The organism is Microcoleus sp. Pol12A5 (genome assembly GCF_036701435.1).
Classification (GTDB): Bacteria; Cyanobacteriota; Cyanobacteriia; order Cyanobacteriales; family Microcoleaceae; genus Microcoleus.
Genome location: NZ_JAUBQU010000007.1, coordinates 1 through 26570, shown reverse-complemented (window position 1 = coordinate 26570; position 26570 = coordinate 1). Strand labels below are relative to the sequence as shown.

Genomic DNA, 26570 nt, shown 5'->3' with positions numbered 1-26570 from the left:
TGAGACTAGCTCACAGTTCTCAAGAACGGCAATGGTCGCTGGCGAGCGACTATCAGACTCAACCATAAGATAAATACCAGCGACCGTTGACGTTCTCTCTGACTTGCACTTCGAGAAAAAAACTGTCTGCGATAGTTTCAACAGACAGCAGAGCGGGTAGAAGATTGAAATTCGACTAAAAATCTCAAATCTACCTGCCATGAAGTTAGAACAATTACGAGAATTTCGTCAACTGGCTTATCAATGCCTCGGCAACGCTTGCATATGCCACATTTGAACTAGCAGATGCAGTGATGACGACCCGCCAGGTCTCATGTGCGAGGAGATTTTGCCCTCAGTCCTTTATTTCGACGTGAGTGGTCAAGCGTCTACGAGGCGCTGCAAGATTGTAGACCAGATCGAGCAAAATTGATGCAACTATATATCGAACAAATGTCACAAGTGGAACGGCCAGTATTGGCGATCGATCATACAGCATGGTTAAGACCCCATGCACGTACCCTCAAAGAACGTACTTATGAACATCAACCCACAGCCTTACCTCACGGTATACCTGTCGGCATCGGTCAAGGATATAGTACGATCGCACTGATACCTGAAAGTAGTGGCAGTTGGGCGCTGCCGTTAAGACACGAACGTATTACCAGTTGGGACAACCCGATTAGTTTTGGGGCCGGGCAATTAGCACGCTTTATGTGAATATCTTCAGAATAGACCGATCGCTCTATTTGATAGTGAGTATGGGTGTGCACCTCTGATCGAAGCCACCGCTGCGAGCGCGGATGATAAACTAATGCGTATTCGCTCCAATCGTTGCTTGTGGTCAGCACCCCCAGCCTATAGTGGTAGAGGACGGCCCAAAATTCACGGTCAACAGTTTAGACTCAACGACCCTCAAAGCTGGTGGTCACCAGAACAAACTCTGGAATCTCTGGAACCCAAACTGGGAAAAATTCGGTTAAAAAAATGGGATGACTTGCATTTTCGAGGTAGTCCCAAACATCCAATGACCTTGATTTTAGTCGAACGTTTAGAAACTGTAACGGGTCGATTAAACAGTCAACCTTTGTGGTTAGTGTGGGTTGGTATGCAAATGCCATCTCTGGCTGAAATTTGGCAACTGTATCTGCGCCGCTTTGCCCTCGAACATTGGTATCGGTTAGCTAAACAAACCTTACATTGGAATGTGCCGAAGTTGAGTACCCCTGAACAGTGCGAACGATGGAGTGATTTGATGCCTTTACTCACCTGGCAATTATGGTTGGCTAAAGATCTAGTCACAGAAATTCGTCTACCGCAGGCATTAGTCTCTGACTGAATTGACACCTGGAAGGGTTGTACAATCAATGCTTCCACTTTTAATCAGGATTGGAAGTCCTGCTGTTTCTCCCAAACGGCGAGGAAATTCAGATGGATGGCAAACAGGAAAACCGCGCACTCGAAGATGTCGCTATCCTGTCGTCAAAAAGGGTAAAGGTCGGTTCCAAAACTCGTCAAAATCCATCAGTTAACCTGGGAATCTCTCTCTAAATTCGCCACAATTTTTACTCAGCGTTAGCTGGGTAAATTTGTGCTTAGTCTAAACTCCAATTAAATAATTGAGTAGTGTTTTAGATATGTAAGAAATACAGGAATTGCCTAACAAATCTTTGTGATTAAGGTTTAAGAAAAAGAGATACATATTTCCCGGAAGCAGAACCAATGGGCAAAATTTGAAATGAGTCTGAAGGAAATTTATTTTGAAGAATTTTTTCTAAATACTTAGCTGCTTCTTCATTTTTTGAAGGGTAACGAATTTCATTGATCGGTGTATTGATGTCCGGATTTGGGAAAGCATATTTGTCGAAAAACTCTTGTTCTTTAGGAATTAAAAATATATTTTTGTCCCCAAAAGTCTTGCTAAATAATTCTTTAATTTTCTTAGCTTTTATTTCTAGATCCGCTCTATTTTTTATAAAATAAATACGAATTTCATAATCTGTCAGGATTTGAGGCTCTACATAAGTTGGCGTTGGTATAACTTGTGGGTGTTGATAAATATTAGTTAAAATAGGATAAACGATTGTCATAACAATGATTGCAAAAAAAAGGCTCAGTCCGATTAATTTCAACTTGGGCAATTTCACATTTTTAGGTTGACCTTCTTTTGCCTCGTCCTTTAGGTGAAATTCTGTGTACGGCTGTTGCTCATTTCTTAAAATATTAGAGAGTTCCGTAGAAGGTATGATTGAAACAGGCATACTACGGTCATATGAATTTGCACCAATCAAAGGATGCTGCCTGTGATCGGTTGCACGTTTAACATTGTCACGCACATACTCAAATAGCTCCCCAACCGTCACAATTCCATTTTTGTCGCGATCGGCAGCACCTCGCATTCCTTCTAACAGATAGTAGGTAAAAACTCCATGCCCCCCTCCCCATTTAGCATCCTCAAATGAAACCTCATTTGCTTCCGCCGAGGTTAGTAGAGCGATTCCTCCTCTTGCCTTACTCACTGCTTGTAGATAGCAATTTACAAATGTAGAATCATCAACAGCACTTCGACGACCAATTCCTCCAGCAATCGCTGCACTGTGGCAAGTATCCGCTAAGACAATGACTTTCTCGGCGAGCAAATTTTCCTTCAGAGACAAGTCAATTTCACGCATGGGTAGCGCAGTCCCTGCGATATCACCCGGAGCTGTATCGTGAGTAAGCAGGTAGACATTGCCTGGTCGGTCAAAATCCGGTGCGCCGTGACAGGCGAAGTAGATAACAACAAGGTCTTCTCGTGCTGGCTTTTTCAAAAAAGCACGGAGTGCTCGTGTAATGTTGCCAGTTGTTGCTTCCTCATTGGTTAATTTACAGATGAATTCTTTCTTAAAGTTGCCTCCACTGGGCGTGAGGAGTAGGTTCTGAAGCTCCTCTGCATCCCGATCGGCATATCTCAGATTCCAACCATGATATCGGTACCGTGAAATACCAACAATAATTGCCCAGCGATCGCACTTGCGATACTCTGAGTACAGCTCTAACTCTGAGATTATAGGTTCTGCACGTCGGTTAGTAGGTTGCTGCTCGGACATTTCACAGATAGGTCAGTTGCTAGTAGGTTTCCGCAGTATTGAAAATTATAGAACTACTCCAGAACTCAGGATGGAGTTCATGTAAAGAAGCATTAATTTACTCCTATCTAATGAATATTTCTTTTACAAAACGCCTATCGCGTTAGCGTGATTTTAATCTCCTTCGTTGTCCATTCCTGACTAGGATCGAAGATTGGTATTGCTGCACGGGTGATATCTGGAGAGCGATCTACATCAGCACCAACCGCAGCCATAAGTTGTCCGAGTGGATTATCTCCGCGAGCGAGTTTCTCTGCCTTTTTCTCAATTTCTTCATCAAGGGAAGGTAACTCTAGCCAACGAAAATCGTTTTGTTTAATGGTAGCAAAAACTTTGATAGTTTCTTTTCCACTTTGATGTTTCTCTGGTAGCGTCAAGTTGAGTGGAAGCAAAATCTCTTGATTGGGATTGAATGGATAAAAAATAGCCTCTGGTTTTTGGAGTGGAATGCGGGAAACCGCCCAGTTGGGTTCGACATCCAGCACAGCAACATTCAAATCTTGAGAGGAAGTATTTTTAATTCGCAAGAATGCACACTCACCAGATTTAACAACTAAATTAGTGGGATCTGGAAATGGTTGCGGTTTTTTAGACATTCCTAGTCGCCAGTTGGGTTGTGTGAGTAATTCCACCTCTAGCTGGCCCGTCAAATCAGAAAAGTGATTGCTCAACTGTTGGATCGCCTGATATTTTACCAAGTGTACCAACCGTTTCACTACTTGTTGCGGAGCATCAGAATCATCAATCTTTAGCGCAGGTGTGAGGTTTTCGATCGGTGTACCCGTGCAAATCTCATACTCCCCTTTCTGATTAACCCCTACTTGATAATCTTCCTTTTGGTGTGCATCCGCCAATTTCAACCAACCATTCCCTGCCAGTGCTTCCTCGACTGCTGATAGTGCATCATCCTCCAGATCCTTAATAGTTTGAGGCAGTTGATTGTCTTTGTCACCAACCGCTTTTTTGAAAAGACGTACTGCCCGTACCAAATCGACAGGGGCTGATAGCATCACGGCTTGAGCGCCGAAGTCAATTTTACCTGAATGCAAAACTTCAATCACATCTGCCCAGGCATCAGAAGCACCAACGCCTGCAATCTCAACGATAGCCAATTGCTGATTTGTCTGAGTAAAATCTGTTGTACCAAAGGCATAAATTGCGAAACGAGCGCCTCGACTGATACCGTTTGCCATCCCCGCATTAAGCCGGACTTGCTTGGGAACTCGCTTGGGTTCTGAGTCTGCCTCAGTTACCTCTTCCTCAATCACCTCAAGCACATTCACGGCATATTGTAAGAAGCCATGCTCTACTCCGAAGACAAAGCGATCGCTCTCACCCACCAACATTGGCATCTGAGGAAATTTGCTTTGAATTTTTGCACTGACGCGATCGTGCAATGTTTTGTATGTCAATCCTGAAGGGCTGCTGGTCAACGTATCGATTGTCCAGTATGTCAGCGCGCCATGTCGCTCCTTACCGCTCACGGCATACTCGTAGGCATACTCGCTAGGACGACAGGCGGCGAGCAATACGTAATCTCTAGATTGAGGAAGCCAGCGCCCGGGGGTAATACTTGCAGCCGTCCCATCCGTTAGAGCTTGCCAGTTTTCGATGAGCTCTTGTTGTGGAGCAACCAAACTTTCACAGTCTCGCGGTGCTGTATCGATTTCTCCAATTCCTCGAATTGCAACATCGTCGCCTCTAGTTGCTTCCCCAGAATGGCAGCTATCCAAGACAAGGGTGACAATCAACCCTTTGTCCGTCATCCGCTTCAAAAGTGTCGCCAATTCCACATCTCGCAGGTAGCGCCCAGATTCATTACCGACATCCATTGGCACAATTCCCTCATCGAGTTGGTCATTCCCCTTCAATTCGGGATAAATGGTTGTTGTTCGTCCTCCATGTCCAGAATAGTGAATGTAAACCTGCTCTCCCGGCTGCGCTATTTGTGTAATGGCATGAAACTGAGCCACAATGTTTGCATAAGTTGGCTCCGGGTCTTTAATTTCGATTGTTTCAGGAACTTCAGGATTCGGAGAAGTCAGCCTAAAAATCCGTTCTGATGGAATCTTCAATGTCTGGGAGAGGTAGCTTGCTACAAGGTTAATATCACGCACAGATCCTTTAAGACTTTTATACAAACGATTGGGTAAGTAGTAGTCAATACCAATTAATAATGCGTAAACATTTGGTAGTTCTTCAGGTAAATTAGTCATGTTTTTTCATTACTGGGGTATGGGTTTATAATGTAGGTAGTTGGATATTGACAGAGTTTTATAGTCGCAAGTTTAAGCTCTTTATAAAACTTTACTATTTCAGCGACGTATCCTTCGGCTCCAAATTTTGTTAAGTTAATCGCGAACTCCTTACGCCATTTGTTCGCGGGTTTTGAGACCGACTATTCCATCTGACTTCAACCCTTTTTTCTGCTGAAATTCCTTGACGGCTTTATCTGTTGCCGGCCCAAATTCACCGTCAGTCCCAACTATCATGCCAGCCTTTTTCAAGCTTTCCTGAAGCTTGAGTACATCCGAGCCTTCCATTCTGGGCACCGCCAAGCGCAACGTTCTCGGTTTGCCATCCCACGGCGCTTTGGAAAAACCTGGAGCAGGCGAGCGATTAAGTGCATCCTCGGTGTGAGGGCCAAAGCCGCCATCTTCGCCAATCATTTCGTGAGGATTGTTCTGATTCCAAAGCTGCTGAAATGCAAGTATTGATTTGCTGCGAAGATCGATCGTACCGTCGCCTATGTAGTCGAAGTGAGGCGGGTCGCCCGGTAAGGGATGCCAGCCGTATTGCATCAAATAAACTTCCCAGCCTCTTGGATCTTCAATGTCGATCGCTAACCCGGTTTGGTGGTTGCTGGCTCCCGGTGCAGCTACAGGATTGGGGTTGTTGGAGCGATCGTTGTACAGCAGCATTTGCTGGGCGATAGTGCGGTAGGCGGAGTTCACCTGCATGGTTTGACCTCGATCTTGAATCGCTCTCTGGAGTGCCTGTTTCGCTGGGGATTGTACGTAGGGAAAGGCTGCATCCAGCAAGTCTACATTGAGGTCATCAAAACTGACAAAGGCATCGGGTACAATCAGTTGCAGTTGATATATCAACTGCTGGGATAAGCCATTGACCACCGCCGTCGAAGACATGGGTGCATCTTGGAGCAATCCGGGAAAACTCCCTCTAACTCCTAACCGATCCCGTTCCACAAATTCTTCGCAGGCTTCGACAATTACAGGTTGATTAAAGAGAAGATCGCTTGAGTCAGTCATGGTTTTCTCCAATCTGTTTGAATTTGGTTACACAATCTATGTTACAGTCCCAATCTTTTTCGGGTTTCCGCACCTACAACACCATCCGCTATTAGCCCTTTCTGCTGCTGAAACTGCCTCACTGCCTTGTCAGTAGCGCTGCCAAAAACTCCATCAGGTTCGAGATTGATTCCTACTGCGCTTTTTGTACTTGACGGACATCCTCACCTTCCATGACAGGCTCGGTGAGTTTCAAGGTGCGAAGTGTTTTCGAGATTGTTTCCCCTGTTACTTCTTCGCCTGTTCCTTCATAGGTTAAAAAAGACTGCCAGGGTTTTCCCAAGAACAGTGCTCGTTCAGCCAAGCGTCGGCGCGTGAGTCCCACAAAGGTTCACCGCTGACCTTATTCCACACGTGAAATTGATTGGCTGCTCCTTGATAGTTTCCCTCGTTCAAAAGGGTGCATCTCACTTTGGCAAATACATCAAATTGAAAGTTGACCGTTGAGATAAGCACAGCGAAGAGAAAGGATAGAGGGAACGCTCTCAATTTTCCATTGCGCTCCTGATATTTTCACCCTGAACCCAATTCGTTTAATAATTGATTCAACTGTTCCCGAACCTATCGAACTTATGGACTCTTCTTTATAGTATTGGTAGTTGACTATTCGGCAGCGATGGGTCTCTAAATAGTTACAAAATGTTTTAAATCCTTTTTTTTTCCTCTCTTTCAATAGATTGATAACTTCATCTATTTTACCTTGCCACAACATATTTTCTGCTAGTTTTAAACGTTTTAGCGAACCTCCTACCTTGTAAAGATTTTCTTTCAGATGATACCAATCTAAGATTTCTTGTCTTTGTTCAGTATCTCCTATTTCTTGAAATATTTTCCAAATTCCCGCATGACCATCTCAATCGGCAATACATAGGATGTAGTAATTTTTGGCTATTAGTCCAATCAATTAAATCTTGATTATTTTGAAAAGATGCTCCCGAATAAACATTATCTAAACAAATGGCTTTATAGTCTTTCCAGTAACACCCCTCGCCTTTGGTTTCGTTGCGTAGCCTGACTTTCCCGCCATCTAATGTAATTTCTTGGACTCCTTGTTTAGATGTAGGTAATTCAAATTCTTGTCGTTTAACTAATCTTTGTAATGTACTATGAGAGACTTTGACCCCCGTGAAAATCTCTAAATCTTTTTCTGCCATTTGATAAGATTCGTTGGCACTGATTAAAAGACAGCATTTTTCCATCATTGGACTGAATTGACTATACGCTTTCAATCCAAAATATTTCGCTTGATTGTCTGTAATTTCGAGCGAACCGACTATTGATTTTATTTTTCTGGATTTTCCTGTTTTAATCCCTGATACTGCTGAAAAAAAAAGCTACCTAGTTCTGGTCCCACTTGTTCTAGCATTTTCTGACGGAGAGATTTTTCTATGCTGTCAAAACTTTCTAACTCGGTCGGATCTGTATTTCTGTAAAGAATGGATGCTGCCGCTTTTAAGTAGGCTTTTAGCTGTTCTTGGTCTGAGGGTGTCATTTTCTTTACCTCATATTTTTTGGCAATTTTACTAGCTTTTCCATTTTAACCCTTTTGCGACTTATTCGCCAAAGTGAGATGCACCCGTTCAAAAGCCTCAGAAGAGTCGAACCTCCAAACCCTTCTGCTTCTGGGCCGACATTGAAACAAAAGCAAACCAGTGCAGAAAACTGACTGTCCTTAAGCTGAACTTCTACGGCATCTTCAACATAGGATTCAAATTTTTCTAAATCTATTCTCAGCAATTCCTCTGCCTGCGTTTGGCTAATCGTCAGTCCTTCATAAACATCATCGCCTGTATGTCCGCAACCAATTGTCCAAACTCCACCGCCGTCATCATAAGCAGTTAGCTCGCATCCTTCAAACGCCGTCAAAAGCTTAAAGCCTTCTTCATTGATATGCTTTGAACCTCTGCGTTCTGTCACATCAGGCGGTTGTTCGTCTGGAGGATGAATGTTGTATGTTTTAGCCGCGCTGAACCGCAAAGCATCAATTAATGCTTTAACTTGCCCCTTGGTCTCCGTGACTTTAACGGCTAGGTCGTCTTTTATTTCGTAGATGCGACCATCGCTGAAAATTTCAAGTGATCTTAGCATTTTTTTCCTTTCCGGTTACACCGGAATGATGGGGAGTGGGGAGTAGGGAGGGGGGAAGGGGGAATTATTGACCTTGACTTTATCATTCCCATCCAACCGAAAACGATATCAACTGTACAGTGACTTTTTATTTGACGTGGAGACATATGAGTGCCGTTAAAGAGGCAAAGCTAAATCTGGCTTGCTTTTTTGGCTCAATCTAGCTTGCCAATGCTGATCGTCAAATGCTAGAACGCGCTCGCAAACTTTCTCTGTAATCCTGTAATAGGGAAGGTTTTGCTCAGCGACACAAAATTGTCTCGATGTCATTTAATTAGGCACTGTACAGATCGGGTCGAGTGTCTTGTAGTGCTTCGTAAACGCTTGACCATTGACGACGAAACACACTCTTATAATGATAAATCCGCTAAACTTTGAGCTGTTCTGGTCAGTAAAACTGCATCCATTAATTCAAAGGTAGCATCTTGCGCTCTGCATAGATTTTTGTAGATGGCTTGACGAAACTGTTGCAACCATCGTGACAACATTCATAGCGGTCGATCGGGGTTGGTGAGACTTCTCCGATTTTCCGTCATCCGGGTCAATTCAGGCATGAGCTGACCCGGTATTTTTTTATTTTGTGACTCAAAAAATTATGACCCTCTCCCGTGTTTCTTTCGGGAGAATTCGCGCTGTCAAAGAGAACGTCAACGCTCGCTGGAATTCTATCTTATGGTTGAGCTTCCTAACTTTTCGTCAGCGACCGTTGCCGTTCAAGAGTACACTGACGATCGTGGTTTAATAGCTGTTTAGTCTAAACTCCAGATACAAAGGTACCCCTCGTTGCCACAAGCGCTCGGCAGTCTCAAGTGATCGAATAACTAAAATTCGTAGTGTGCCAGTTGGTGGTGCGGAATGTGGGATATATATCAAGACTTCGGGACTACTTTGCCCTTCATAACACTCTTGCTAGATTTACCCCCAATAGAAAGATTTTACTTTCTCCAGAGTGACAAAAGAGGGTTAAATTCTACCACCAACCTGCGGAATGTGGGATAAAAAAGTCCAACAATGAATAAGCTGTTGCACATTTAAACTGTGATACAAGCATCCCCCTTGTTTTTGATTTTTCGACCCCATTTAATAATTAACTCTCCTTCATTTAATAGGCGATGTAATAAATATTCTAGCTCTTCAATTGATGTAAAAAGTCGATGTGCAATATATTCTTTTGTCGAATGCCAGACTAATTTAATCAAATTATATTCTGGGAGGAATTCTAAATGAATATTAGGCAATTCTGTCTCTATTTTTTCGAGGTACTCTTTTTTTCTGTGAAAACTAGCATTGTCAAGGATGATTACTATTTTTGCTCCCTTTTCAGCAAATTCTGATGCTTGATTACCTGCTTCTACCCATTCATTAATTAGCTCTTGGTAAAAGATTTCCAGCACTCTGTAAAAATTATTTGAATTGCCTTTATTTAGAAACTCTACAAACCTTTTTTTGTCTGAGTACCTCAGACATCCCATTACATTAATTCTTTCTTTTCTTCTGTCTCCCCTGACATTCTTTCGGGTTATTTTTTTACACCAGTTCTTTCTTCTAGTGACTCTCAAACTAAATCCACTTTCGTCCCAAAACCATACCTGCAATAGTTCAGGAGTTTCTTTTTCTATTTTTAAGTATTCCGATATTTTTTCTTTAAATGCTGTTATTTTGTCGGGATTTCTTTTAGATCTACGCTATATTTTGCCCAAAGGTAAACGTATTTTTTTTGCTTTAATATCCTCCGAACTTGCGCTCCACTTAATTTTATTCTGGTACTATGCTCTAAATATATTGCTAATCTTTGTGCTGTCCATATTCCAAATTCGTATCCTAACTCTTGAGGTTCTTTGTCTATAGTTTCTAATAATATTTCTATATATTTATCGGTGGCTTTTCTATGATTCCCACTCATCCTTGCATCGGTTAGAGTTTCTAGATTATCGGGATCTCCCTTCAGACACCAATGAGACACCTTATTTACTGAACAACCCAAAAATTCAGCAATTTTAGCTTGAGTTTTTCCATCATTGAGCAATAATAAGATCAGAATTCTTTCTCTAATATCTCCGTTTTGTTCCTCTTTAAGTGCTTTTTGACTGTAGTTTAGACTAACCAAAGATGAGAACGGTGGCAAAAGAAGAACTAGAGCCACCGCGCTGGGAGAGAATAAGGGTGAAAAAGAAAACCTATCCACTCCTTAAATGAACAGTGAACGATTAAAGGACTTTCGTCAAGCAGCATACGATTTATTGGTGAAAGCCAATGATGCAACAAGAGAGCTGATGGATGCAGTGATGACCACTCCGAATGCGTCATCTCTGGCGGAATTTTCGCTCAATCCATTATTCAAGCGTCAATGGCCAAGCGTTTACGAAGCGTTACAAGACACAAGACCAGACCGGAAAAAACTCATGGAGTTGTATCTGAAGCAATTACAGAAAGAAACACCCCCAACAGAACACATATTAGTAGCAATTGACCACACTGCATGGGAGAGAGCAGATGCCAAAACATTAAACGACAGAACCCATGAATATCAAAGGGGTGTAATTGTCGGACTTTCGATACAGTACAATTGCGTGGATACCCGAAGCAGAAGGAAGTTGGGCATTACCTCTGCTCCATGAAAGAATTAGTAGCGGGTCTTCACCCATACTTCAAGCAGCTTCTCAACTCAAACTTGTCTGTGAACAAAGCGTCAACCCTGTTTTAGCAGTTTTAGATCGAGAATATGGAAATGCGAATTGGGTACTGGCGCTAACAGAAGCTTCCATTCAAGCTGATTGCTTAATGAGAGTCCGAAAAAATGCCTGCTTGTGGTCAGCACCACCGGCCTATAGTGGCCGCGGTAGACCACGAAAACATGGGCAAAAAATGAGACCGGGCGACCCAAACACATGGCTTCAAGCGGATACAGAGATTGAAATTGACTCTCATCCAGATTGGGGAAAAGTCCTCCTCAGACAATGGATTGACTTACATTTTTATCGTGCCCCTGGACAAAAAGTCAATTTAATCCTAGTCGAAAGAATGAAGCCCATGTCAAATGGTCAACCGTTTCCACCCTTATGGTTGGCTTGGGTTGGAGAACGAACTCTACCTTTAGGAACTGTTTGGTTCAAATATTTACGACGCTTTGGAGTGGATCATTGGTATAGGTTTGCATTCGCAACGATTGCATTGGACATTGCCTAATTTAAGAACCCCTGAACAATCCGAGCGTTGGAGTGATTTAATGCCATTGATGAGTTGGCAACTCTGGCTGGCCAGAGATTTAGTAATCGAGAATAGACTTCCTTGGCAATCTGCTACTATCAATTTAACTCCTGGACGTGTTGCCCAATCAATGTTTTCGCTTTTAGTTGACATTGGGACTCCAACAAAAATGCCTAAACATAGGGGAAAATCCCCCGGTTGGGAAAAAGGAAAGGTACGTACCAAGGCACCATGCTATCCCACTGTCAAAAAACGGATTTCTCGGCGCAAAAAGTCTTCAAGATTAGCTATTTAATCTTCTACTTTTTAAGTTTTTGAGCAACAGCTTGCCTGAGATTCAAAGGTGGCTACTTTTAGCTGCGCTCATTTTTTAGTCTAAACTACAGTTTTGAAGTTGCTCTATCTGTTTGGAATTAAGATGATTTTTGGCTGGCATTTTTCTACAAGTTGACTAAACTAAGTTTTAATTATACCCTATTTAAATGTACAACAGCTTAATGAGCATAAATTATTGATAACAATCTGTAGTCTGAAACCCTTAATATTTCGATGTTTCCACACTTGACGGGAAAAGTCAGATTGATTAAGGTAGAACGGTGACAGGAGTACCAATATCAACCATTTCATATAATGCGATCGCCTCTTTATTGTGCATCCGAATACAACCATGAGATACTGCTTGACCAATGAGTTTATCCTGATTAGTTCCGTGGAAAGCTAAATCAAATTTTTTACCTTTTTTAAATACAATCACACGCTTTCCCAAGGGATTATTAGAGCCTGGTTTGATTACTTCACCAGTGTTGAAGTTTCTAAAAATTGGGTTTTTCTTCATATAAAAAATCTGATAGTTTCCAAGCGGAGTTTCCCAACCAGTTTTACCAACAGCGATGGGAAAGCTATTTAATATTTGTTTTCCATGATATACATAAACCTGACGTTCACTCCGCTTGACTATGAGACTAATTTTTATCGCGGCTCTTTCTTTAGGTGCTACTACTTTTAATTGAGTTTTAGGTAATGCTACTTTAGATGGAAATTGTGCTTGTTGTGTGATTGCCTTATTAGAAGACGGTGTATTTAAGTATCCTATTAAATATCCTACTGCACAACACAAAGGGATAATTCCAAAAGATAATAGTTTACTTTTTGCACGTGCTTTAGTAATACAAATATTCATACTAAAAAAAATCAAAGAGTTGTTAAATAGATTATCTCACATCTTGCACCAAGAAATCTTGATATCAATTCCTTGCTGTTGTAGCAGGGGTTACAATCGAAGGATGTCAGTCAACAACACGCATACGACCAACTGACGAAGGAGAATGTGGCTGTGGTATCACCACCACAGCCGAGGGGTGGGCAAGAATTGTTTCCATTGTTCTTGCTATCTTTTGGTTTAGCTTCACGCCCTTTTCTCTCATTCAAGGCTATCACTTGGCAACCAGAACATTTGTACTGGCGCAGGATGTGAGTTATTGAATCATGCGGAATTAATCTAAAGTTACTTTCCACAAAAAAATATTGCGGAGCAAAAAAAAAATATACAGCCCTCGCGTTACACCTTCCAGCGAGGACTGGATATTTTATGACTTGGAAGTGCCTTACGTCTTGCCAAATTTTGTTGGACAAAACAACTATGTTTTACCTACCATCCCACCTGTAACTGTTCAGGAATTTCATTAACCCTGCTTGCATAATAATTATAGGCAAGTGGGTCTGACTCTACATATTTCCATTCTCCGAAACAAAAAACAGGGGTGGTGCATAAAACTCTGTTAGGATCGATATATATCGATTGATTGGGATCGGAGGGATTAAGCTTCAACCAAGAACGGTTGTCCACTTCAACAACTTCAACAACATCGTAAAATGTATCTTTTCGTAGTGTTAATGGCTCACCTATAATTGAAGGATTCTCTAAAGCTTGGCGATTAGGAACTCTATAGGCTATTAAATCATCTGTTATGGGAACAGCTTGAAACTTTTTTGGTATTACTCTTATCGCAGATAAACCCTGTCTTATTCGCCTTGCAGCTTGAAGTCTGGCGCTAGCTGCTGCAATATCATCTACCTTGTTTACTGGCAGTTTCCGTAAAGTATTTGCTATATCCTCCACTAGACTGGGAGGAAGAGGCGGAACTGCATCTGCTTTTGAATCTTGAAAAAACGGTTTGTTTACGGCAAGATAATAGCCCAAACTACCACTAGCTAATCCTAAAATTGAAATAGCTATCATCGGCGACAGCCTACGAATCTGAGCCGAGCTAGACAGTTTATTAGTCAAATTATTAAGAAATTTCATATTGCAAGTATCTCCATTTTTATACTTTAAGTTGTAGACTCGCGTAACATGAACTTTGAAACTCTTTTATGTACACATTACATAAATTATACTCATTTTGATTCTCCAGTTAAAATTTATTAGTGGACAAAATAGTATCAATCTCATGCCAGTCTGAATCCTCCCATCCAAAAATGTATATTGATTCTTGCAGAATTTTTGCTAAAAGCCCTGGTAGAAACTGTTCAAAAGCAGGCTGATACTCCATCAAAGTAGCTAAAAATTCACTAGGTGTTTCTTTTAAGCCAACAATACTAAGAGCTTTTTTAAAAAATTTAATCTGAGCTAAAGTTTTTGTCAACGAGTTCATTGTCAATAAGTAATAAATATTATTCTCAATTTCTCTTGCAATGTTCTCTGCTTCGCTTACGACATTCTCTGCTTCTGTGAAACTTTTAAGTAAAGCATAAGCTGTGGCCAGTTTACTTAGTGCTATAGCCTTTGCCCATTGCTTGTTAATTAAGTCTATAATTTTTATTGCTTTATCAAATTTTTTAGCCTGAGCTAAAGCTGCTACCAATTCAATCAGTATCCAAGGTTTGCTATTATTATCTTCCTCAATAGAAAGTGCTACTTTCTCAGCTATGCTAAAAATCTTGTCCGCTTCTTTATTTTCAGTATGAGCTAGAGCTACTGCCAATTTACTAAATGGTATACTTTTTGCTGGTTCATAGCTAATTCTTTGTATAACTTTCTTTGCTTCAGAAAAAGCCTGAGCTAGAGCTAGCTCTACTGCTAATTTGCTCTGTGCTTCTGCCTTAAGGATATCTTCATGGATGGTATTAGCGATGTTCTCCGCTTTGGAAAAGTCCTTAGCTTGCGCTAAATTTACTGTCAATTTAATTAGTAGTTGTGACTTTTTAAGTTCTTCTTCACCCAAAACTAAAGAAGTTTTTTCAGTATTTAGAATTTCGTATATAGCTTTATCTAGCTCGGTCAATATTAACTCTGCATTCCGCCCACTTTGAACTAGAGCTACAGCTAATTTACTCAATCCCTCTGCCCTAGCTAAGTTTTCCTTCAGGTTGTAAACGGCTTTTTTAGCTTCCCTAAATACCACACTTACTTTATTGTCGTCATACTCTGCTCCAGCTAAAACTGTTGCTAATTTACTGAGTATCTCAGGCTTTCTCCAGTTTTCCTTAACTGCCCGTTCGACTTTTTGTGCTGTGGTTGCTATTTTCTCTGCTTCATTGAAGTTATTTGTTTCTTCTAAAGCTTCTGCGAGTTTACTAAAAGCGGTGGACAGTTCCCAGCCACTTTCTATTCCACCTGCCACTTCTTCTGCTTTAGTAAAGAAGTCTCTAGTTTTGTTGCCATCTTTTCCATGAGCAAGGACTGCTAGTTTACATAAAACCTCAACCTGCTTTGGTTTATCTTCAATTACGTTTGCAACTGTTTCTGCTAAATTGAATTCCTCAACATGAGCTAGAGCTACTGCTAATAATTGAATTTGATCAGTAACTATGCCTCCGTTGTCATTTTCATCAATGCTGTTAATAAGATCATTTACTTTGATTAACAAGCTTTTTGCTTCGTCTTTACGTTCAGTTTGAGCTAAGGCAACTGCCAATTCAATCATTCTGTCTATTCGTTGCCAGTATTTCGGAATTGCATCTGCAACTTGCTCCGCCTTCTTAAAGACAGAATCTGTCTCATTTGATCCAGACAGAGCCAAAGCAATTGCCAATTTAGTCAATACATATGCCTGTCTCCAGCCATCCTCATCTTTGCCAGCGACGTTTTGGGCTTCAGTGAACAGGTGTTCTACTTTTGTTCTACACCCAATCTCTGCCAAAACTTCGGCCACTTCTATAAGTGCTTGTGCCTTTGCAAAATAGCTCCCGATTGCCCTTGCTGATTTTTCTGCTGCTGTCGCGACTTTTTCTGCCTCGCTAAAGTCTTCAGCATAAACCAGAACTGCTGCCAAATTAGTCAGCATTTTTGCCCTATTATGGTCTTCCTGAATTTTTTCTGCAACTTCTGCTGCTTTATGTAAGAGAGCTTTTGCTTTGTCGCTAAGTTTTGCTCTCACCAGAGCTTCTGCCAATTTGATTAGAGCTTTAGCCTTGCCTAAATAGTCCTCTCGAATTCCATCTACAACATCTTCCGCCTCATCTAAAATATCAGGAACGAACTGACCCAATTCTTGCAGTGCATAATGAATTGCTAGTAAACAATTTAACTTGCTTTCAGAATCTTCTCTGAGACGAGCATAGCTTCGAGCTTCTACTTCACGCCCTAAATGAACCAAAGTTCTCAAATTAGGAATACTCACTCGTTGGTTAACAACCTGTTGAGCTGTGTAAAGCTTTATCAGTGTTACTATCTGGTTTGGCTCTTCCAATGGATCGGCAAAGCCATCAATTGCTAAGTTTAAGTCATCAACATAAGCTACATTACCGAAGGTAATAGATTTTGCTTCCATCCATTTCGGTGAGCCAGTTAGCAGGGTGTAAAGTTCCTCTTTTTGTTCCGATAACTTTAGGTGTTTTGGCAAGTATAAGAGGCCATAACTATCGATTTTTTTCTGGTTCAGGTCATTCCAATGATGGGTTTCTTTTTTGTAGAAATTAATAATTTCTTGGTGCTGTTCTATTGCATCACAGTAGAAATCTTCGTTTTTCTTTTCATCTAGTAGATAATCTCGAAAAGATTGGTGAAATAAAGTATATGTTTTGCCTTTTGACTCGTTATTTTGAAATATATCAGTAAACTGAATTAACACCCTTAAGTTTTGTTTGATTTTAGTTTTAGTGAGTTGACGATTTTTTGTAAAATTTACTAACTGCGTTTCGGTAACTGCTGCTTGAGTCACTGCTAAGGTTCCTAAAATAGGTTGATATTTATTTTCCCATTCATTATCAGAACAGCGCCGACGCAACATTTCGTGATAAATACCGTATAAACCACTTGGTAATGTATCCAATTGGTCAAGAGGCTGATAGCCCAACTCAATTTCGTTTAAAATTAATTTTGTGTAAAGAAAATTACTAGACGACTTATCAGTTAAGCTGTCTACCAGAGTTGGGCTATCCACTTTAAATATATCTAATTTCTCGTGTATTTTCTCACTATTAAACCTTCTGATAATGTACTGAGAAATATCATTAAGACTGTTTTTTGACTGCTCTTTCAGATGATAAATAAAAGGCTTGAGAGTTTCCAAATAACTCAATACTCGTCGCTCTTGGCGAGTCGTACATATAAAACGTACCCAAGATGGCAGATCTTTTACTTGAGATAAAAGAGTGACAATATTCTCTTCTTCCTTGTATGTTACTGCTTCATCAAGGGAGTCAATTAAAATTACGATAGCTTGTTTTTGAGTTTGAGACAAATCTATAGCTTTTAGGGGTTTACGCAGCACAATGTCTAAAACTTCTTGGGGATAGCTCGTGTATAAATTGTTAATCACCATACCCTGGACTTCACTATTTTTAATAGTTTCAATGGTAATGTTGACATTTACTGATAGATGAAATGGTTTAATCGTATTAACTAACGCCTCAGCATAATCATATGGAAAATATTTCATAAGTTGAGCTGCTAGAGATTGCAGTACATTATTAGGTTCCGTTGTACCACCCCTCCCAGCAATACAGAAGTGATAAACTACGATGTTATTTTTGTCTCTTTGATTTTGGATAAATTGAGCTGCGATTGCACTCTTTCCCAATCCTGGTTCTCCTGTCAGAATAAAAAATTGCTTATCACTGTTTGCAAGCCAATTATCAATCTCTTCAAACAACCATTCACGTCCTGTGAAATCTTTAGTCAATGTTGCTATTACATCATCAAAAGGAATGGCAGTAATTTTGGGCTGGATGGGTGTACCTTCCTTTATTCCTGTAGCTTTATGTGTTGATTTTTTTTTTAAATCTCCTATCTTATTTCCTACAATTTTTGATTTATTAACTGTACTACCTATAATTTCAGCTTTAACCTCTCCACACGAAGGTGCTTCATCAAGTTCGTTTCCGGTCACCTTTGAATCTGTTGCCGTCTCAAATTCTATACGAGCAGCAGCTGTAAAATCATCTTGTTTTGGTATATTTGATAAATTTGCGATTTCTAAAGGCTCTATTTTCCAAGAATATTGTGCAGTTGCAATATCTATTGCAAATTTAAAAGGTCTATCTTCATAGGAGAGTTGCTCACTTCCAGCCTCTAATGCTCGACTAAAGTCTAAAAATCCGTTTTCTCTTTCTCTTGCTTCTGGATATTTCAAATTATCATCAAAGCTATTTGTATGAGTAAAACCAGTACATTCAATAGCTATATAAGCCTCATCATCAATTAGTTGTTGTAATTTTTCCAATTTTTTTTTTCCAGCCAACAATTCTGGTTTCCCGTTTTCTCCCTGAAAGAGTTGTAATTCACGTCGCCCAGGAGCGTTCCATTCTCCATCATTACGCTTATAATTAAGAGAAACAGCCGCCAAAGCATGACCATCAATCACTATTAAAAGCGGTAATAGGTCACATCCAAAACATAGCCCACAAAAAAGTAGTGCCAAATCAAGGCAAGTTCCTTCACCAGGAGAAGAAAGGATTTCAGATGGTGTCCTGATTAACTGTATTTCCTCTTCAGGATGATACTTTTCATACGTATATGTAATCTTTTTACTAACTAAATTATTATAAATTGCTTCAACTAATTTGCGGCGACCCTTCTTATTCTGCACCAAGTCAAACCGATTTACTGGTAGCTTAGGTAATAACTCAATTGCTTTTCCATTGACAAACTTTGCCAAATCTTTTTCATTAGCTTTAGACCATTTCCATTCATTCATAAAAGCACAAGTGCCTCATAAAAAATTTGAAATATGCCAGGTATAAATTACCTCATGACTTCAAACAAATCGCTAACAGGATTTGGTGATTCAGAATTGTAACTACCTGTATCTACCTTTAAACGGTAAAGTCCAGGTGCCAAATCACCAATAATTAATACCCATTCACTATCTTGTTGTTGAAAGTCTACACTCCGTGGAGAACCTTTTTCAGAAACATGTGTAATTTCAGCTTTTAATTTTTTAGCTTCAAAATTGATTAACTTTGCACTTATTTTTACAGGTTCTTCCTTAAGATAGATGTCATCAATACTAAGACTAATTGCTGATTTATCTGCTTTTTCTGGACTAACCTCGGGTCCGCGAATATCTCCTAGCCCTTTAACTTGCATTGCCTTGAGACGTTCGAGAAGTTGTTGTAAAATTTGACTGTTATTTTGAATCGAGCTATGTCGTTCAGCAACATAAGTATCTCTGTATTCCTCAGACAAATCAATCGGAATAGCTGATAAATAAGGCACTGTTCCATCACCATCACTCAAGAGCAAATCTATTCCTTCCGGCAGTTGATTACTAATTAGGATTTGTCCATTAATCAAACTAGCTGATTGCATAGTAGGCTGTTTAATACCAACCATAGGGATTGTTTTATAGGACTTCCGATACTCCTCATCCTCTTCGTGACACTTCACAGCTTCGTCAATTTCCCAATGAAATTTCAGAGCATTTTTAGCTTTTTCTTGAACAATATTGGGAAGATTAGGGGTTTCTGCAATACGCTGGTATTGCTTATCAACTTTGAGCATTGGGTATCTTGGTAACAACTGGTAGACTGAAGTCAACGAACGCAGCACTTCTGTCACATCAAGAAATAAATTTTTATATCCATTTGTTAAAAAATTGACTGCATTTATAGAACCTCGATAAGGTGTACCAAAACTAAATAAAGCTTTACAATCTCGCCATCCTTCCAAGACCTCTAAGTAATAACGGGAAATTAACCCACCCATACTGTGTGCTAAAAGAATAATCTTGGCATTTTTATTACCTGTGTATTCCCGCCACTGTTTTAACTTTGCATCCAGCAAGCGTTTTAGTAATCTAGCTGTCACACGATTATCACGCCGCCAATCATAGGGAAACTCCAAAAAATTTGCTGGTTTATCGTCGTTATAAATATTACCTTTTATTACTTGAAAATTATCAATTATCAAACGTGAGAGAGCAGTGTAACCATCTATTTTGACCAAGCCTGGAATTAGATAAGCATCAGCTATCAAACGGGTAGCTTTAATACCATCTCCCAAATCGTCTGCTTTTAGATTGTCGTCATCGTTAAGCTTGAGTTGCTGAAACGAATTCCCAAGAGAACTGAACGCTTGATATACTGACTGTCCTGAAACAGCCCAGACATCTTTGTTATCTTTTTGGAGAACGCTACCCATGATTCCAGGTATAATCACCACCATATCTTGCATACGTGCTTTAGACATTTTTAGTACATCTAAGTTGTGATAAAAAAGTATGTGAGTTAAAAACGCGTCAGTCTTTTCGTAAGCGTAGCAGGATCTTACTTTCATGTTACTTTTATATAATAAAAATAAGAAATACCTCTTTAGACAGATTTTGGCTCTCCCGTACTTGTGGTTTGTGGTGATAACGCCAGCTTAATAATCTAGGCTAGGTACATCAAGCTTTTCAACCTTCATTGTCGAGTTAAAATGTATCATTTAATACTTTTTACACAAAACATTGGGGACACCATTCTCTTACCAAAACGTGAAGCTATCGTGCTGGGGGGGTGACAACCCACCCTAAACCCATAGCTAGTAAGGATTGAGCCAACTTGTGGTAAAAAAAGATAGGCAGCAGATTTGTTACACGCTTGCCTATCCAAAAAAATAATGATACTAAGATTCTACCAGACTCACTTACAAAAATACCTGACGCCATCTCAGTTTTTGGTGATGACAATTTTGCTATCCTTGATGCAATCAGAAAAACAAGTGAGATTAGAGAGGCTCTCCCGAGTATTTCCCTGTCTAATTACAGCCTCATGTCGGCGACGTAAATTATAAAGGTTTTTAGATTTACCTCACTTAACGATTGAATTAATTTGGTTCCCATTAATTACTTATTGGTTGAGAACTTATTGCCGTGTTGGTACTCGCTTATCAATTGCAATAGATCGCAGCCAGTGGGGCTGTATTAATTTGTTCATGGTTAGCTTAATCTGGGAGCGAAGAGCAATTCCATTATACTGGTCATTGTTACCCAAATTTGGCAGCAGCAACTTCGAGGAACAAACGAGAAATCTACAGCCTGTTTTACCATTATTTTCAGAATATAAAGTCATCGTTTTAGGAGACCGTGAATTTTGTTCAATTGACCTAGGAAATTGGCTGAAGCAAAAGGGTGTGTCTTTTTGCTTAAGACTGAAGAAGAATCATTGTATCGAAACAGAGCATTTAGTTTGGCAGCGATTAGATGAATTAGGAATAGTGCCGGGAACCTCTTTATATTTTCAAGGTAAAAGAGTGAGAAAAACTCAGCCTGCTACTGGATTGGATGTTGCTTGTAAGTGGAAAAGAAACTATAGGGCATGGAAGCTTGATGAAGCGTGGTTTATTCTGACAGATTTAGGTTCATTGCAGGCAGCGATCGATGCTTATAAGCAACGGATGGGTATCGAAGAAATGTTCCCTTGATTGTAAAACAGGAGGCTACGATCGGGAAGGAACTAGCTTAAAAGGCAACCGACTGATTAACATAATTCTGCTGATGACACTCGCCTATAGTTTGGCAATATTTGAAGGTACTGAACTTCGGAAAAAGCAGGTAGGGAAATATGTATGTCGGCGTCAAGAACCTAAAAAAAGATATCGAAGACGGAGTACATTTGGTGTTGGATTAGATGGAGAAAAGTGGGTTAATTATCTCGAACAATATTCTTTGGAAGTGGAACAGTTAATGAAGTTAACTCGAAATAAACGTCGCTTTTATCAACAAGGTATGCGGGCTACAACCCTGATTCAGTCTATCTCCTAGGCCTCTTTGTCACCCCCCCAGGCTATCGTGTTCTCTTTTTTACTAAAGTAGCACTCGTCGGGTTAAGCACCAAAATCCATGCCGTGATGGATAAAGAATGGAAATCCGGTTCACTTTCACCTCACGCTAAAACTTGCGTGTGACACAAGATGGTGTAAATGTCCTATTGCCTGGCCTGATGGCGGACACTTTACTCTCCGACAAAGGATACGATGCCGATGCACGAGTAATCGATGTTCTCCAAGCGCCAAACAAGACTGCCATGATGCACTCCAAACTTAACCACACCCCCAAGCGCGACTACGACAAAGACTTATACAAAGCCCCTGATTAATTTGAAAACTTTTTTGACAAACTCAAGCAATATCGTGCACTCGCCACCCGCTACGACAAGCTCAAAGTTAACTTTCTGGGTGCAATTTACCTCGCTGTTACCGTAATTAGGATCAACTGATGACACGCCCTAGAATGATCGCCCCAACCCCTCCACCTCTTTCAACCCATCCTCCAACAGCATCCGCACTCTGGCCCACTTTCTTGCGCCCCGTCCTAGCAGCCAACACCTACAGCTTGCGGAGATCTCCCGACGGACACATCCACAGTAAATCTGACAGTCGCTTCTTTGTCGGGCGCTTGCAGTTTGGTCATCAGGCTGGGTTCCTTTGATTAAACGAAAACTGGTTGTGCATTAGTGCGGGCTGCGGTGGTGTTGCGGACAATGCAGTTTCGGGTGTTAGTGATGCTGTGCATATTGGTGCTGGCGATGCAGCTTCCATCAAAAGACTTTGACTCGTTTTAGCACCCCGGAGCGCGCCACAGAAAGATTGAGGGCGATTTCCTACGGCATACCTTCGCTATGCGCGCTTATCGCCAGATACCAGTTGCATAAATCTTGAATTATTCACTCAGACATCTAGATGTTTAGATGATTAAATCAACCGCAGGTGATGCGGCCCGCGACATTATCACACCTTCGAGAGAGCAAATAAAGGCAAACTCTTGCAGTGCAGCAACTGCTTGATTTTTGGGAAGATCCACCTCCTCCAATCACCTGTAACCGAGCGCTACGTTGTTATCCTTAATTAGCCGAGCCAACCCGCCCTATAAGTGGCTAGATACGGCATCATCTTAAACATTCAATCATTCAAATGTCTAGACATTTAGATGATTAAAGGATAAAGTTGAGTTAATCAACGTATCGATAAACCTATGATCGTGACAATCGCCTCATTCAAGGGCGGAGTCGGCAAGACAACTACAGCGCTGCACTTAGCCGCTTATCTACAAACCAAAGCGCCCACGCTTTTGGTAGACGGCGACCTCAACCGCAGTGCTTTGGATTGGGCTGCGCGGGGTTCCCTCCCCTTCAAAGTGGTGGATGAAAAGCAAGGAGTTCGGTTTGCCAGAGATTACGAGCACATCGTGATAGACACGCCTGCCCGACCCGACCCCGATGAACTCAAAACTGTAGCTGAAGGGTGTGACTTGCTGATTGTGCCAAGTTCTCCCGATGCAATGGCCCTCACCGCGATGGTGCAAATGGTGGAAGCCCTGCATTCCCTAAAATCCAATTACCGCATTTTGCTCACCCTCATCCCACCTGCTCCTAGCAAAGTAGGGATTGAGTCTCGCAGAACGATCGAGAAAGCCCAGTTGCCGATATTCAAAGCTGAGGTCAGGCGGCTAGCAGTATTTCAAAAAGCAGCGCTCGCGGGGGTTCCCGTAAGTGCTGTCAAAGATGCCTACGCCAAAGCTGCTTGGGGTTGTTATGCCGCTGTCGGCAAGGAGATATTGCCATGAGCCGCTTTGACGATTTGTTAAAGGCGAAGAAACTCAAACCCGGCGAACCAGATATCGCCCCTGCACCCGCTCCCGCGCTGCCCAAAAGCAAAGACCCAAACTTTGTCAGGGCTACTGTTTACCTACCCAAACAAATGCACCGCGACCTCAAATCTGCTGCCGCACAGTCAGGCGAAGAAATCAGCGAGCTGGTTGAAAAGTCGGTCGCTCAATACCTCCAGCAGCTTAGTGCCAATAAGAACGTTTGAACATTTGGATGTTTTAACATTTGAATGTTTGAATGTTTATTAAATCTACTGGAGTTATTTCTCCCGTCTATCGCTGCATTCTGGAGGCAAGCGTACTGGTGGTAAAAAACTCAGAACTTACGCAACTATCACACGCGATGCTTAGCAAAACTAGAGCGAGAAGGTTTGGAGGACAGAGCCTTGAGCGGCAGGGAAATTTGTACGTTCAGGTGAATCGCGGGTTTATAATCGAACAGCTCAAACCGTCATTTAGAATCAACCCCATCATCAACTCCCTCTCAATACATAAGTTTTACCCTCAATAACCGCAGGACTCATCCAAAATGCAAAAACTAGAAGGAAAAGTTGCTCTCGTTACGGGTGGCACCAGCGGCATTGGTCTTGCCACTGCCAAGCGCTTTGTTGCCGAAGGTGCGTATGTCTTCATCACAGGTCGTCGCCAAGCTGAACTGGATGCTGCTGTCCAAGCGATCGGTAAAAACGTCACAGGGGTTCAGAGCGATGTCTCCAATCTGGCAGACCTCGATCGCTTGTTTACCACGATTGAAGAAAAGCAAGGACATCTTGATGTAATCTTCGCCAATGCTGGCGGTGGAGAAATCGCCCCGCTCGGATCGATCACCGAAGAACACTTTGACAAAACGTTTAACACCAACGTTAAAGGTCTGCTGTTCACCGTGCAAAAGGCACTGCCACTCTTACGCGAAGGCGCTTCTATCATCCTCAACGCCTCGACTGCTTCTACCGTAGGTACCCCAGCCTTCAGCGTTTACAGCGCAACCAAAGCAGCCGTGCGATCGTTTGCCCGCAATTGGACGCTTGACCTCAAAGAGCGCCAGGTTCGAGTGAACGCCATTAGTCCTGGCGTAGTTCCTACTCCTGGTTACAATCTCCTGGGACTGAACGACGAGCAAGTGCAGGAATTCGTGGACAGCCAAGCCGTCAACATTCCATTAGGGCGAGTCGGCACACCTGATGAGATTGCTAAGGCGGTTGTTTTTCTCGCTTCAGACGACAGCAGCTTTGTCAACGGCATCGAGCTGTTTGTCGATGGCGGTATGGCACAGATTTGAAGCGCTCTAAAAGTGGCCGCTAATCTTCCAAGCGCGCTACTTCTTTGAAAGGGCAAACGTACTAGAGATTTGCGAAGTTGTTTGGCTGTGGCTGCATTCTTGCGGTTAAGTGTCAAGCTGCTGATAAGCTTGGGATTGACGAAGAGAATAGGGGCAGCAAATAGTGCAGAAATTGTGGCAGCGGGGGACGATCGCTCTGATTTTAGTAGGGATTCTTAGCGGCTGCAACTTGACTGCGCCATCACCGCCGTCTCGACTTCCTCAACTCGGTCGCGAGAAACCGAGAGTACAGCAACCGACGGCAACACCCGGAAACAGAGAACCAATCAGCTCAGCTACCAACAACCGCAACTTGCTTTTGGGGAATCCCAGCAATGCAGCTTCCAGCGTTACCAGCACCGACAACTATTTAATGGTGAAGCCGCAGTACGTGCTCTCCTACAACAGCAAAACTAAGACCGCCAACTGGGTTTCGTGGCAGCTCAATCAATCTTGGATGGGAGCAGCCGATCGTCAAGACAACTTCCGCCCTGATGATGCCCTCCCCGCCACTGTGTACAAAGTGCGCCCCAACGATTACACCGGAAGCGGCTACGACCGGGGACACATTGCACCAAGTGCCGATCGCACTCGCAACGAAGCGGACAACAGCGCTACCTTTTTAATGACCAATATGATGCCCCAAGTGCCAGAAGTTAACAGAGGTGTGTGGGGTGACTTGGAAGATTACTGCCGGGAATTGGTGCAGCAGGGCAAGGAACTTTATATCGTAGCCGGGCCCGTGGGGAGAAAAGGCACCATTGGCAGGAAGGAGAAAATTGCAGTGCCGGCTAAGAATTGGAAAGTCATCGTTGTATTAGACCAACAAGGATTGGGAATGCGGGGAGTTGACGCAAACACCAGGACGATCGCCGTGATGGTGCCCAATGATGCCAGCGTCAAAGGCCAAGGATGGAAAAGCTTTCGAGTTTCCGTGGCAAGAGTTGAGCGCGAGACGGGGCTGAATTTCTTATCGAATGTGTCACCCCAGATTCAGCAAGTCATTGAGAGCAAAGTAGACAGTCAATAACGCGCAGTGCCGGTACCTGCAGGCTCAACATAACCTCAGCTTATTCCCCGCATCAGTTTAACTGTCGCTACACCTCTTTACAAACGTTAACAACACCGTTAATAATAGAGACATCATCCAAACATTGACAACCAAATACAGCAATCATAAAACCATGACAACAACCTTACAGCAGCGCGAAAGCGCTAACCTGTGGGCTCAGTTTTGCAACTGGGTAACATCAACCGACAACCGTCTCTATGTAGGCTGGTTCGGCGTCCTGATGATCCCAACCTTGCTCAGCGCCACCATCTGCTACATCATCGCCTTCATCGCTGCTCCTCCAGTGGACATCGACGGCATCCGCGAACCAGTAGCAGGTTCCTTAATGTACGGCAACAACATCATCACAGGTGCAGTTGTTCCCTCATCCAACGCCATCGGGCTTCACTTCTACCCAATCTG

The 26570-nt window shown here is 42.0% G+C and carries 22 protein-coding genes and 4 pseudogenes; 14 read left to right on the top strand and 12 right to left on the bottom strand.

Annotated features, from left to right (window positions below):
• The first annotated feature begins 411 nt into the window (after positions 1 to 411).
• A complete protein-coding gene (locus tag QUA45_RS03140) occupies positions 412 to 699 on the top strand; it encodes a hypothetical protein (RefSeq protein ID WP_333219348.1) in 288 nt (95 codons plus the stop codon).
• 19 nt (positions 700 to 718) lie between these two features.
• Positions 719 to 1318, top strand: coding sequence for a transposase (locus tag QUA45_RS03135; protein ID WP_333219528.1), 600 nt, complete (start codon positions 719 to 721; stop codon positions 1316 to 1318).
• A gap of 337 nt (positions 1319 to 1655) precedes the next feature.
• On the opposite strand, the gene QUA45_RS03130 is transcribed toward QUA45_RS03135, so the two are convergent.
• The 8 genes and pseudogenes from QUA45_RS03130 to QUA45_RS03100 form a co-directional block, all read right to left on the bottom strand.
• Positions 1656 to 3068 carry a caspase family protein gene (locus QUA45_RS03130; protein WP_333219347.1) on the bottom strand — a complete coding sequence of 471 codons (1413 nt, stop codon included), beginning with the start codon at positions 3066 to 3068 and terminating at the stop codon, positions 1656 to 1658.
• A 134-nt stretch (positions 3069 to 3202) separates the two neighbouring features.
• Positions 3203 to 5323, bottom strand: coding sequence for a caspase family protein (locus tag QUA45_RS03125; RefSeq protein WP_333219345.1), 2121 nt, complete (start codon positions 5321 to 5323; stop codon positions 3203 to 3205).
• 150 nt (positions 5324 to 5473) lie between these two features.
• Complete coding sequence (locus QUA45_RS03120) at positions 5474 to 6376, bottom strand: peptidoglycan-binding protein (protein WP_333219344.1); 903 nt, start codon at positions 6374 to 6376, stop codon at positions 5474 to 5476.
• Positions 6377 to 6417: 41 nt separating this feature from the next.
• Positions 6418 to 6546 carry a peptidoglycan-binding domain-containing protein gene (locus QUA45_RS29060; RefSeq protein ID WP_445305288.1) on the bottom strand — a complete coding sequence of 43 codons (129 nt, stop codon included), beginning with the start codon at positions 6544 to 6546 and terminating at the stop codon, positions 6418 to 6420.
• 2 nt (positions 6547 to 6548) lie between these two features.
• On the bottom strand, positions 6549 to 6740 hold the full coding sequence (locus tag QUA45_RS03115) for a hypothetical protein (RefSeq protein WP_333219342.1): 192 nt from the start codon (positions 6738 to 6740) through the stop codon (positions 6549 to 6551).
• Between the two features lie 99 nt (positions 6741 to 6839).
• Positions 6840 to 7907, bottom strand: a pseudogene (locus QUA45_RS03110) (ISKra4 family transposase).
• Between the two features lie 5 nt (positions 7908 to 7912).
• Entirely contained in the window at positions 7913 to 8503 is a 591-nt protein-coding gene (locus QUA45_RS03105) for a lysozyme (protein ID WP_333219340.1), read from the bottom strand.
• 1070 nt (positions 8504 to 9573) lie between these two features.
• Positions 9574 to 10667, bottom strand: a pseudogene (locus tag QUA45_RS03100) (IS630 family transposase).
• A gap of 67 nt (positions 10668 to 10734) precedes the next feature.
• Between QUA45_RS03100 and QUA45_RS03095 the strand changes: the two are divergent.
• On the top strand, positions 10735 to 11160 hold the full coding sequence (locus QUA45_RS03095) for a hypothetical protein (protein WP_333219339.1): 426 nt from the start codon (positions 10735 to 10737) through the stop codon (positions 11158 to 11160).
• Entirely contained in the window at positions 11084 to 11728 is a 645-nt protein-coding gene (locus tag QUA45_RS29055) for a transposase (RefSeq protein WP_445305285.1), read from the top strand. Before QUA45_RS03095 ends, QUA45_RS29055 begins: the two co-directional genes overlap by 77 nt.
• Positions 11729 to 12332: 604 nt before the next feature.
• Here QUA45_RS29055 and QUA45_RS03090 read toward each other — a convergent pair.
• The 4 genes from QUA45_RS03090 to QUA45_RS03075 all read right to left on the bottom strand — a co-directional run bounded on the left by QUA45_RS03090 (position 12333) and on the right by QUA45_RS03075 (position 20381).
• Positions 12333 to 12929: a L,D-transpeptidase gene (locus tag QUA45_RS03090; protein WP_333219337.1), complete on the bottom strand. Its 597-nt coding sequence runs from the start codon at positions 12927 to 12929 to the stop codon at positions 12333 to 12335.
• A gap of 468 nt (positions 12930 to 13397) precedes the next feature.
• Positions 13398 to 14054 carry a hypothetical protein gene (locus QUA45_RS03085; RefSeq protein ID WP_333219335.1) on the bottom strand — a complete coding sequence of 219 codons (657 nt, stop codon included), beginning with the start codon at positions 14052 to 14054 and terminating at the stop codon, positions 13398 to 13400.
• 109 nt (positions 14055 to 14163) lie between these two features.
• Positions 14164 to 18888, bottom strand: a complete 4725-nt coding sequence (locus tag QUA45_RS03080; RefSeq protein WP_333219333.1) for an ATP-binding protein — start codon at positions 18886 to 18888, stop codon at positions 14164 to 14166.
• Between the two features lie 47 nt (positions 18889 to 18935).
• Positions 18936 to 20381, bottom strand: coding sequence for a lipase/acyltransferase domain-containing protein (locus QUA45_RS03075; protein WP_333219331.1), 1446 nt, complete (start codon positions 20379 to 20381; stop codon positions 18936 to 18938).
• 612 nt (positions 20382 to 20993) lie between these two features.
• Here QUA45_RS03075 and QUA45_RS03070 point away from each other — a divergent pair.
• From QUA45_RS03070 to QUA45_RS03030, 10 genes and pseudogenes are all read left to right on the top strand, one after another.
• The gene (locus QUA45_RS03070; RefSeq protein ID WP_333219526.1) at positions 20994 to 21596 is read left to right on the top strand and encodes an IS4 family transposase; all 603 of its coding nucleotides are present in this window, start codon (positions 20994 to 20996) and stop codon (positions 21594 to 21596) included.
• On the top strand, positions 21553 to 21936 hold the full coding sequence (locus QUA45_RS03065) for a hypothetical protein (protein ID WP_333219329.1): 384 nt from the start codon (positions 21553 to 21555) through the stop codon (positions 21934 to 21936). The genes QUA45_RS03070 and QUA45_RS03065 overlap by 44 nt, the downstream gene beginning before the upstream one ends.
• Before the next feature lie 178 nt (positions 21937 to 22114).
• Positions 22115 to 22270 carry a hypothetical protein gene (locus tag QUA45_RS03060; RefSeq protein ID WP_333219327.1) on the top strand — a complete coding sequence of 52 codons (156 nt, stop codon included), beginning with the start codon at positions 22115 to 22117 and terminating at the stop codon, positions 22268 to 22270.
• A gap of 15 nt (positions 22271 to 22285) precedes the next feature.
• A pseudogene (locus tag QUA45_RS29050) lies at positions 22286 to 22390 on the top strand (IS5/IS1182 family transposase); the annotation flags it as partial.
• The gene (locus tag QUA45_RS03055) at positions 22390 to 22602 is read left to right on the top strand and encodes a hypothetical protein (protein ID WP_333219325.1); all 213 of its coding nucleotides are present in this window, start codon (positions 22390 to 22392) and stop codon (positions 22600 to 22602) included. The pseudogene QUA45_RS29050 and the gene QUA45_RS03055, both read left to right, overlap by 1 nt.
• A 543-nt stretch (positions 22603 to 23145) precedes the next feature.
• A complete protein-coding gene (locus tag QUA45_RS03050; protein ID WP_333219323.1) occupies positions 23146 to 23736 on the top strand; it encodes a ParA family protein in 591 nt (196 codons plus the stop codon).
• On the top strand, positions 23733 to 23984 hold the full coding sequence (locus QUA45_RS03045; protein WP_333158371.1) for a hypothetical protein: 252 nt from the start codon (positions 23733 to 23735) through the stop codon (positions 23982 to 23984). Before QUA45_RS03050 ends, QUA45_RS03045 begins: the two co-directional genes overlap by 4 nt.
• 323 nt (positions 23985 to 24307) lie before the next feature.
• Complete coding sequence (locus QUA45_RS03040) at positions 24308 to 25057, top strand: SDR family oxidoreductase (RefSeq protein ID WP_333092461.1); 750 nt, start codon at positions 24308 to 24310, stop codon at positions 25055 to 25057.
• 163 nt (positions 25058 to 25220) lie between these two features.
• Entirely contained in the window at positions 25221 to 26126 is a 906-nt protein-coding gene (locus QUA45_RS03035; protein WP_333219321.1) for a DNA/RNA non-specific endonuclease, read from the top strand.
• 154 nt (positions 26127 to 26280) lie between these two features.
• Positions 26281 to 26570, top strand: a pseudogene (locus QUA45_RS03030) (photosystem II q(b) protein); the annotation flags it as partial.

Bases quoted from the DNA above. Each gene is read 5' to 3' on its own strand.
- QUA45_RS03140 (WP_333219348.1), top strand. From the start codon at position 412: ATGCAACTATATATCGAACAAATGTCACAAGTGGAACGGCCAGTATTG.
- QUA45_RS03130 (WP_333219347.1), bottom strand. From the start codon at position 3,068: ATGTCCGAGCAGCAACCTACTAACCGACGTGCAGAACCTATAATCTCA.
- QUA45_RS03125 (WP_333219345.1), bottom strand. From the start codon at position 5,323: ATGACTAATTTACCTGAAGAACTACCAAATGTTTACGCATTATTAATT.
- QUA45_RS03120 (WP_333219344.1), bottom strand. From the start codon at position 6,376: ATGACTGACTCAAGCGATCTTCTCTTTAATCAACCTGTAATTGTCGAA.
- QUA45_RS03105 (WP_333219340.1), bottom strand. From the start codon at position 8,503: ATGCTAAGATCACTTGAAATTTTCAGCGATGGTCGCATCTACGAAATA.
- QUA45_RS03095 (WP_333219339.1), top strand. From the start codon at position 10,735: ATGAACAGTGAACGATTAAAGGACTTTCGTCAAGCAGCATACGATTTA.
- QUA45_RS03090 (WP_333219337.1), bottom strand. From the start codon at position 12,929: ATGAATATTTGTATTACTAAAGCACGTGCAAAAAGTAAACTATTATCT.
- QUA45_RS03085 (WP_333219335.1), bottom strand. From the start codon at position 14,054: ATGAAATTTCTTAATAATTTGACTAATAAACTGTCTAGCTCGGCTCAG.
- QUA45_RS03080 (WP_333219333.1), bottom strand. From the start codon at position 18,888: ATGAATGAATGGAAATGGTCTAAAGCTAATGAAAAAGATTTGGCAAAG.
- QUA45_RS03075 (WP_333219331.1), bottom strand. From the start codon at position 20,381: ATGTCTAAAGCACGTATGCAAGATATGGTGGTGATTATACCTGGAATC.
- QUA45_RS03065 (WP_333219329.1), top strand. From the start codon at position 21,553: ATGCTTATAAGCAACGGATGGGTATCGAAGAAATGTTCCCTTGATTGT.
- QUA45_RS03060 (WP_333219327.1), top strand. From the start codon at position 22,115: ATGGCGGACACTTTACTCTCCGACAAAGGATACGATGCCGATGCACGA.
- QUA45_RS03055 (WP_333219325.1), top strand. From the start codon at position 22,390: ATGACACGCCCTAGAATGATCGCCCCAACCCCTCCACCTCTTTCAACC.
- QUA45_RS03050 (WP_333219323.1), top strand. From the start codon at position 23,146: ATGATCGTGACAATCGCCTCATTCAAGGGCGGAGTCGGCAAGACAACT.
- QUA45_RS03045 (WP_333158371.1), top strand. From the start codon at position 23,733: ATGAGCCGCTTTGACGATTTGTTAAAGGCGAAGAAACTCAAACCCGGC.
- QUA45_RS03040 (WP_333092461.1), top strand. From the start codon at position 24,308: ATGCAAAAACTAGAAGGAAAAGTTGCTCTCGTTACGGGTGGCACCAGC.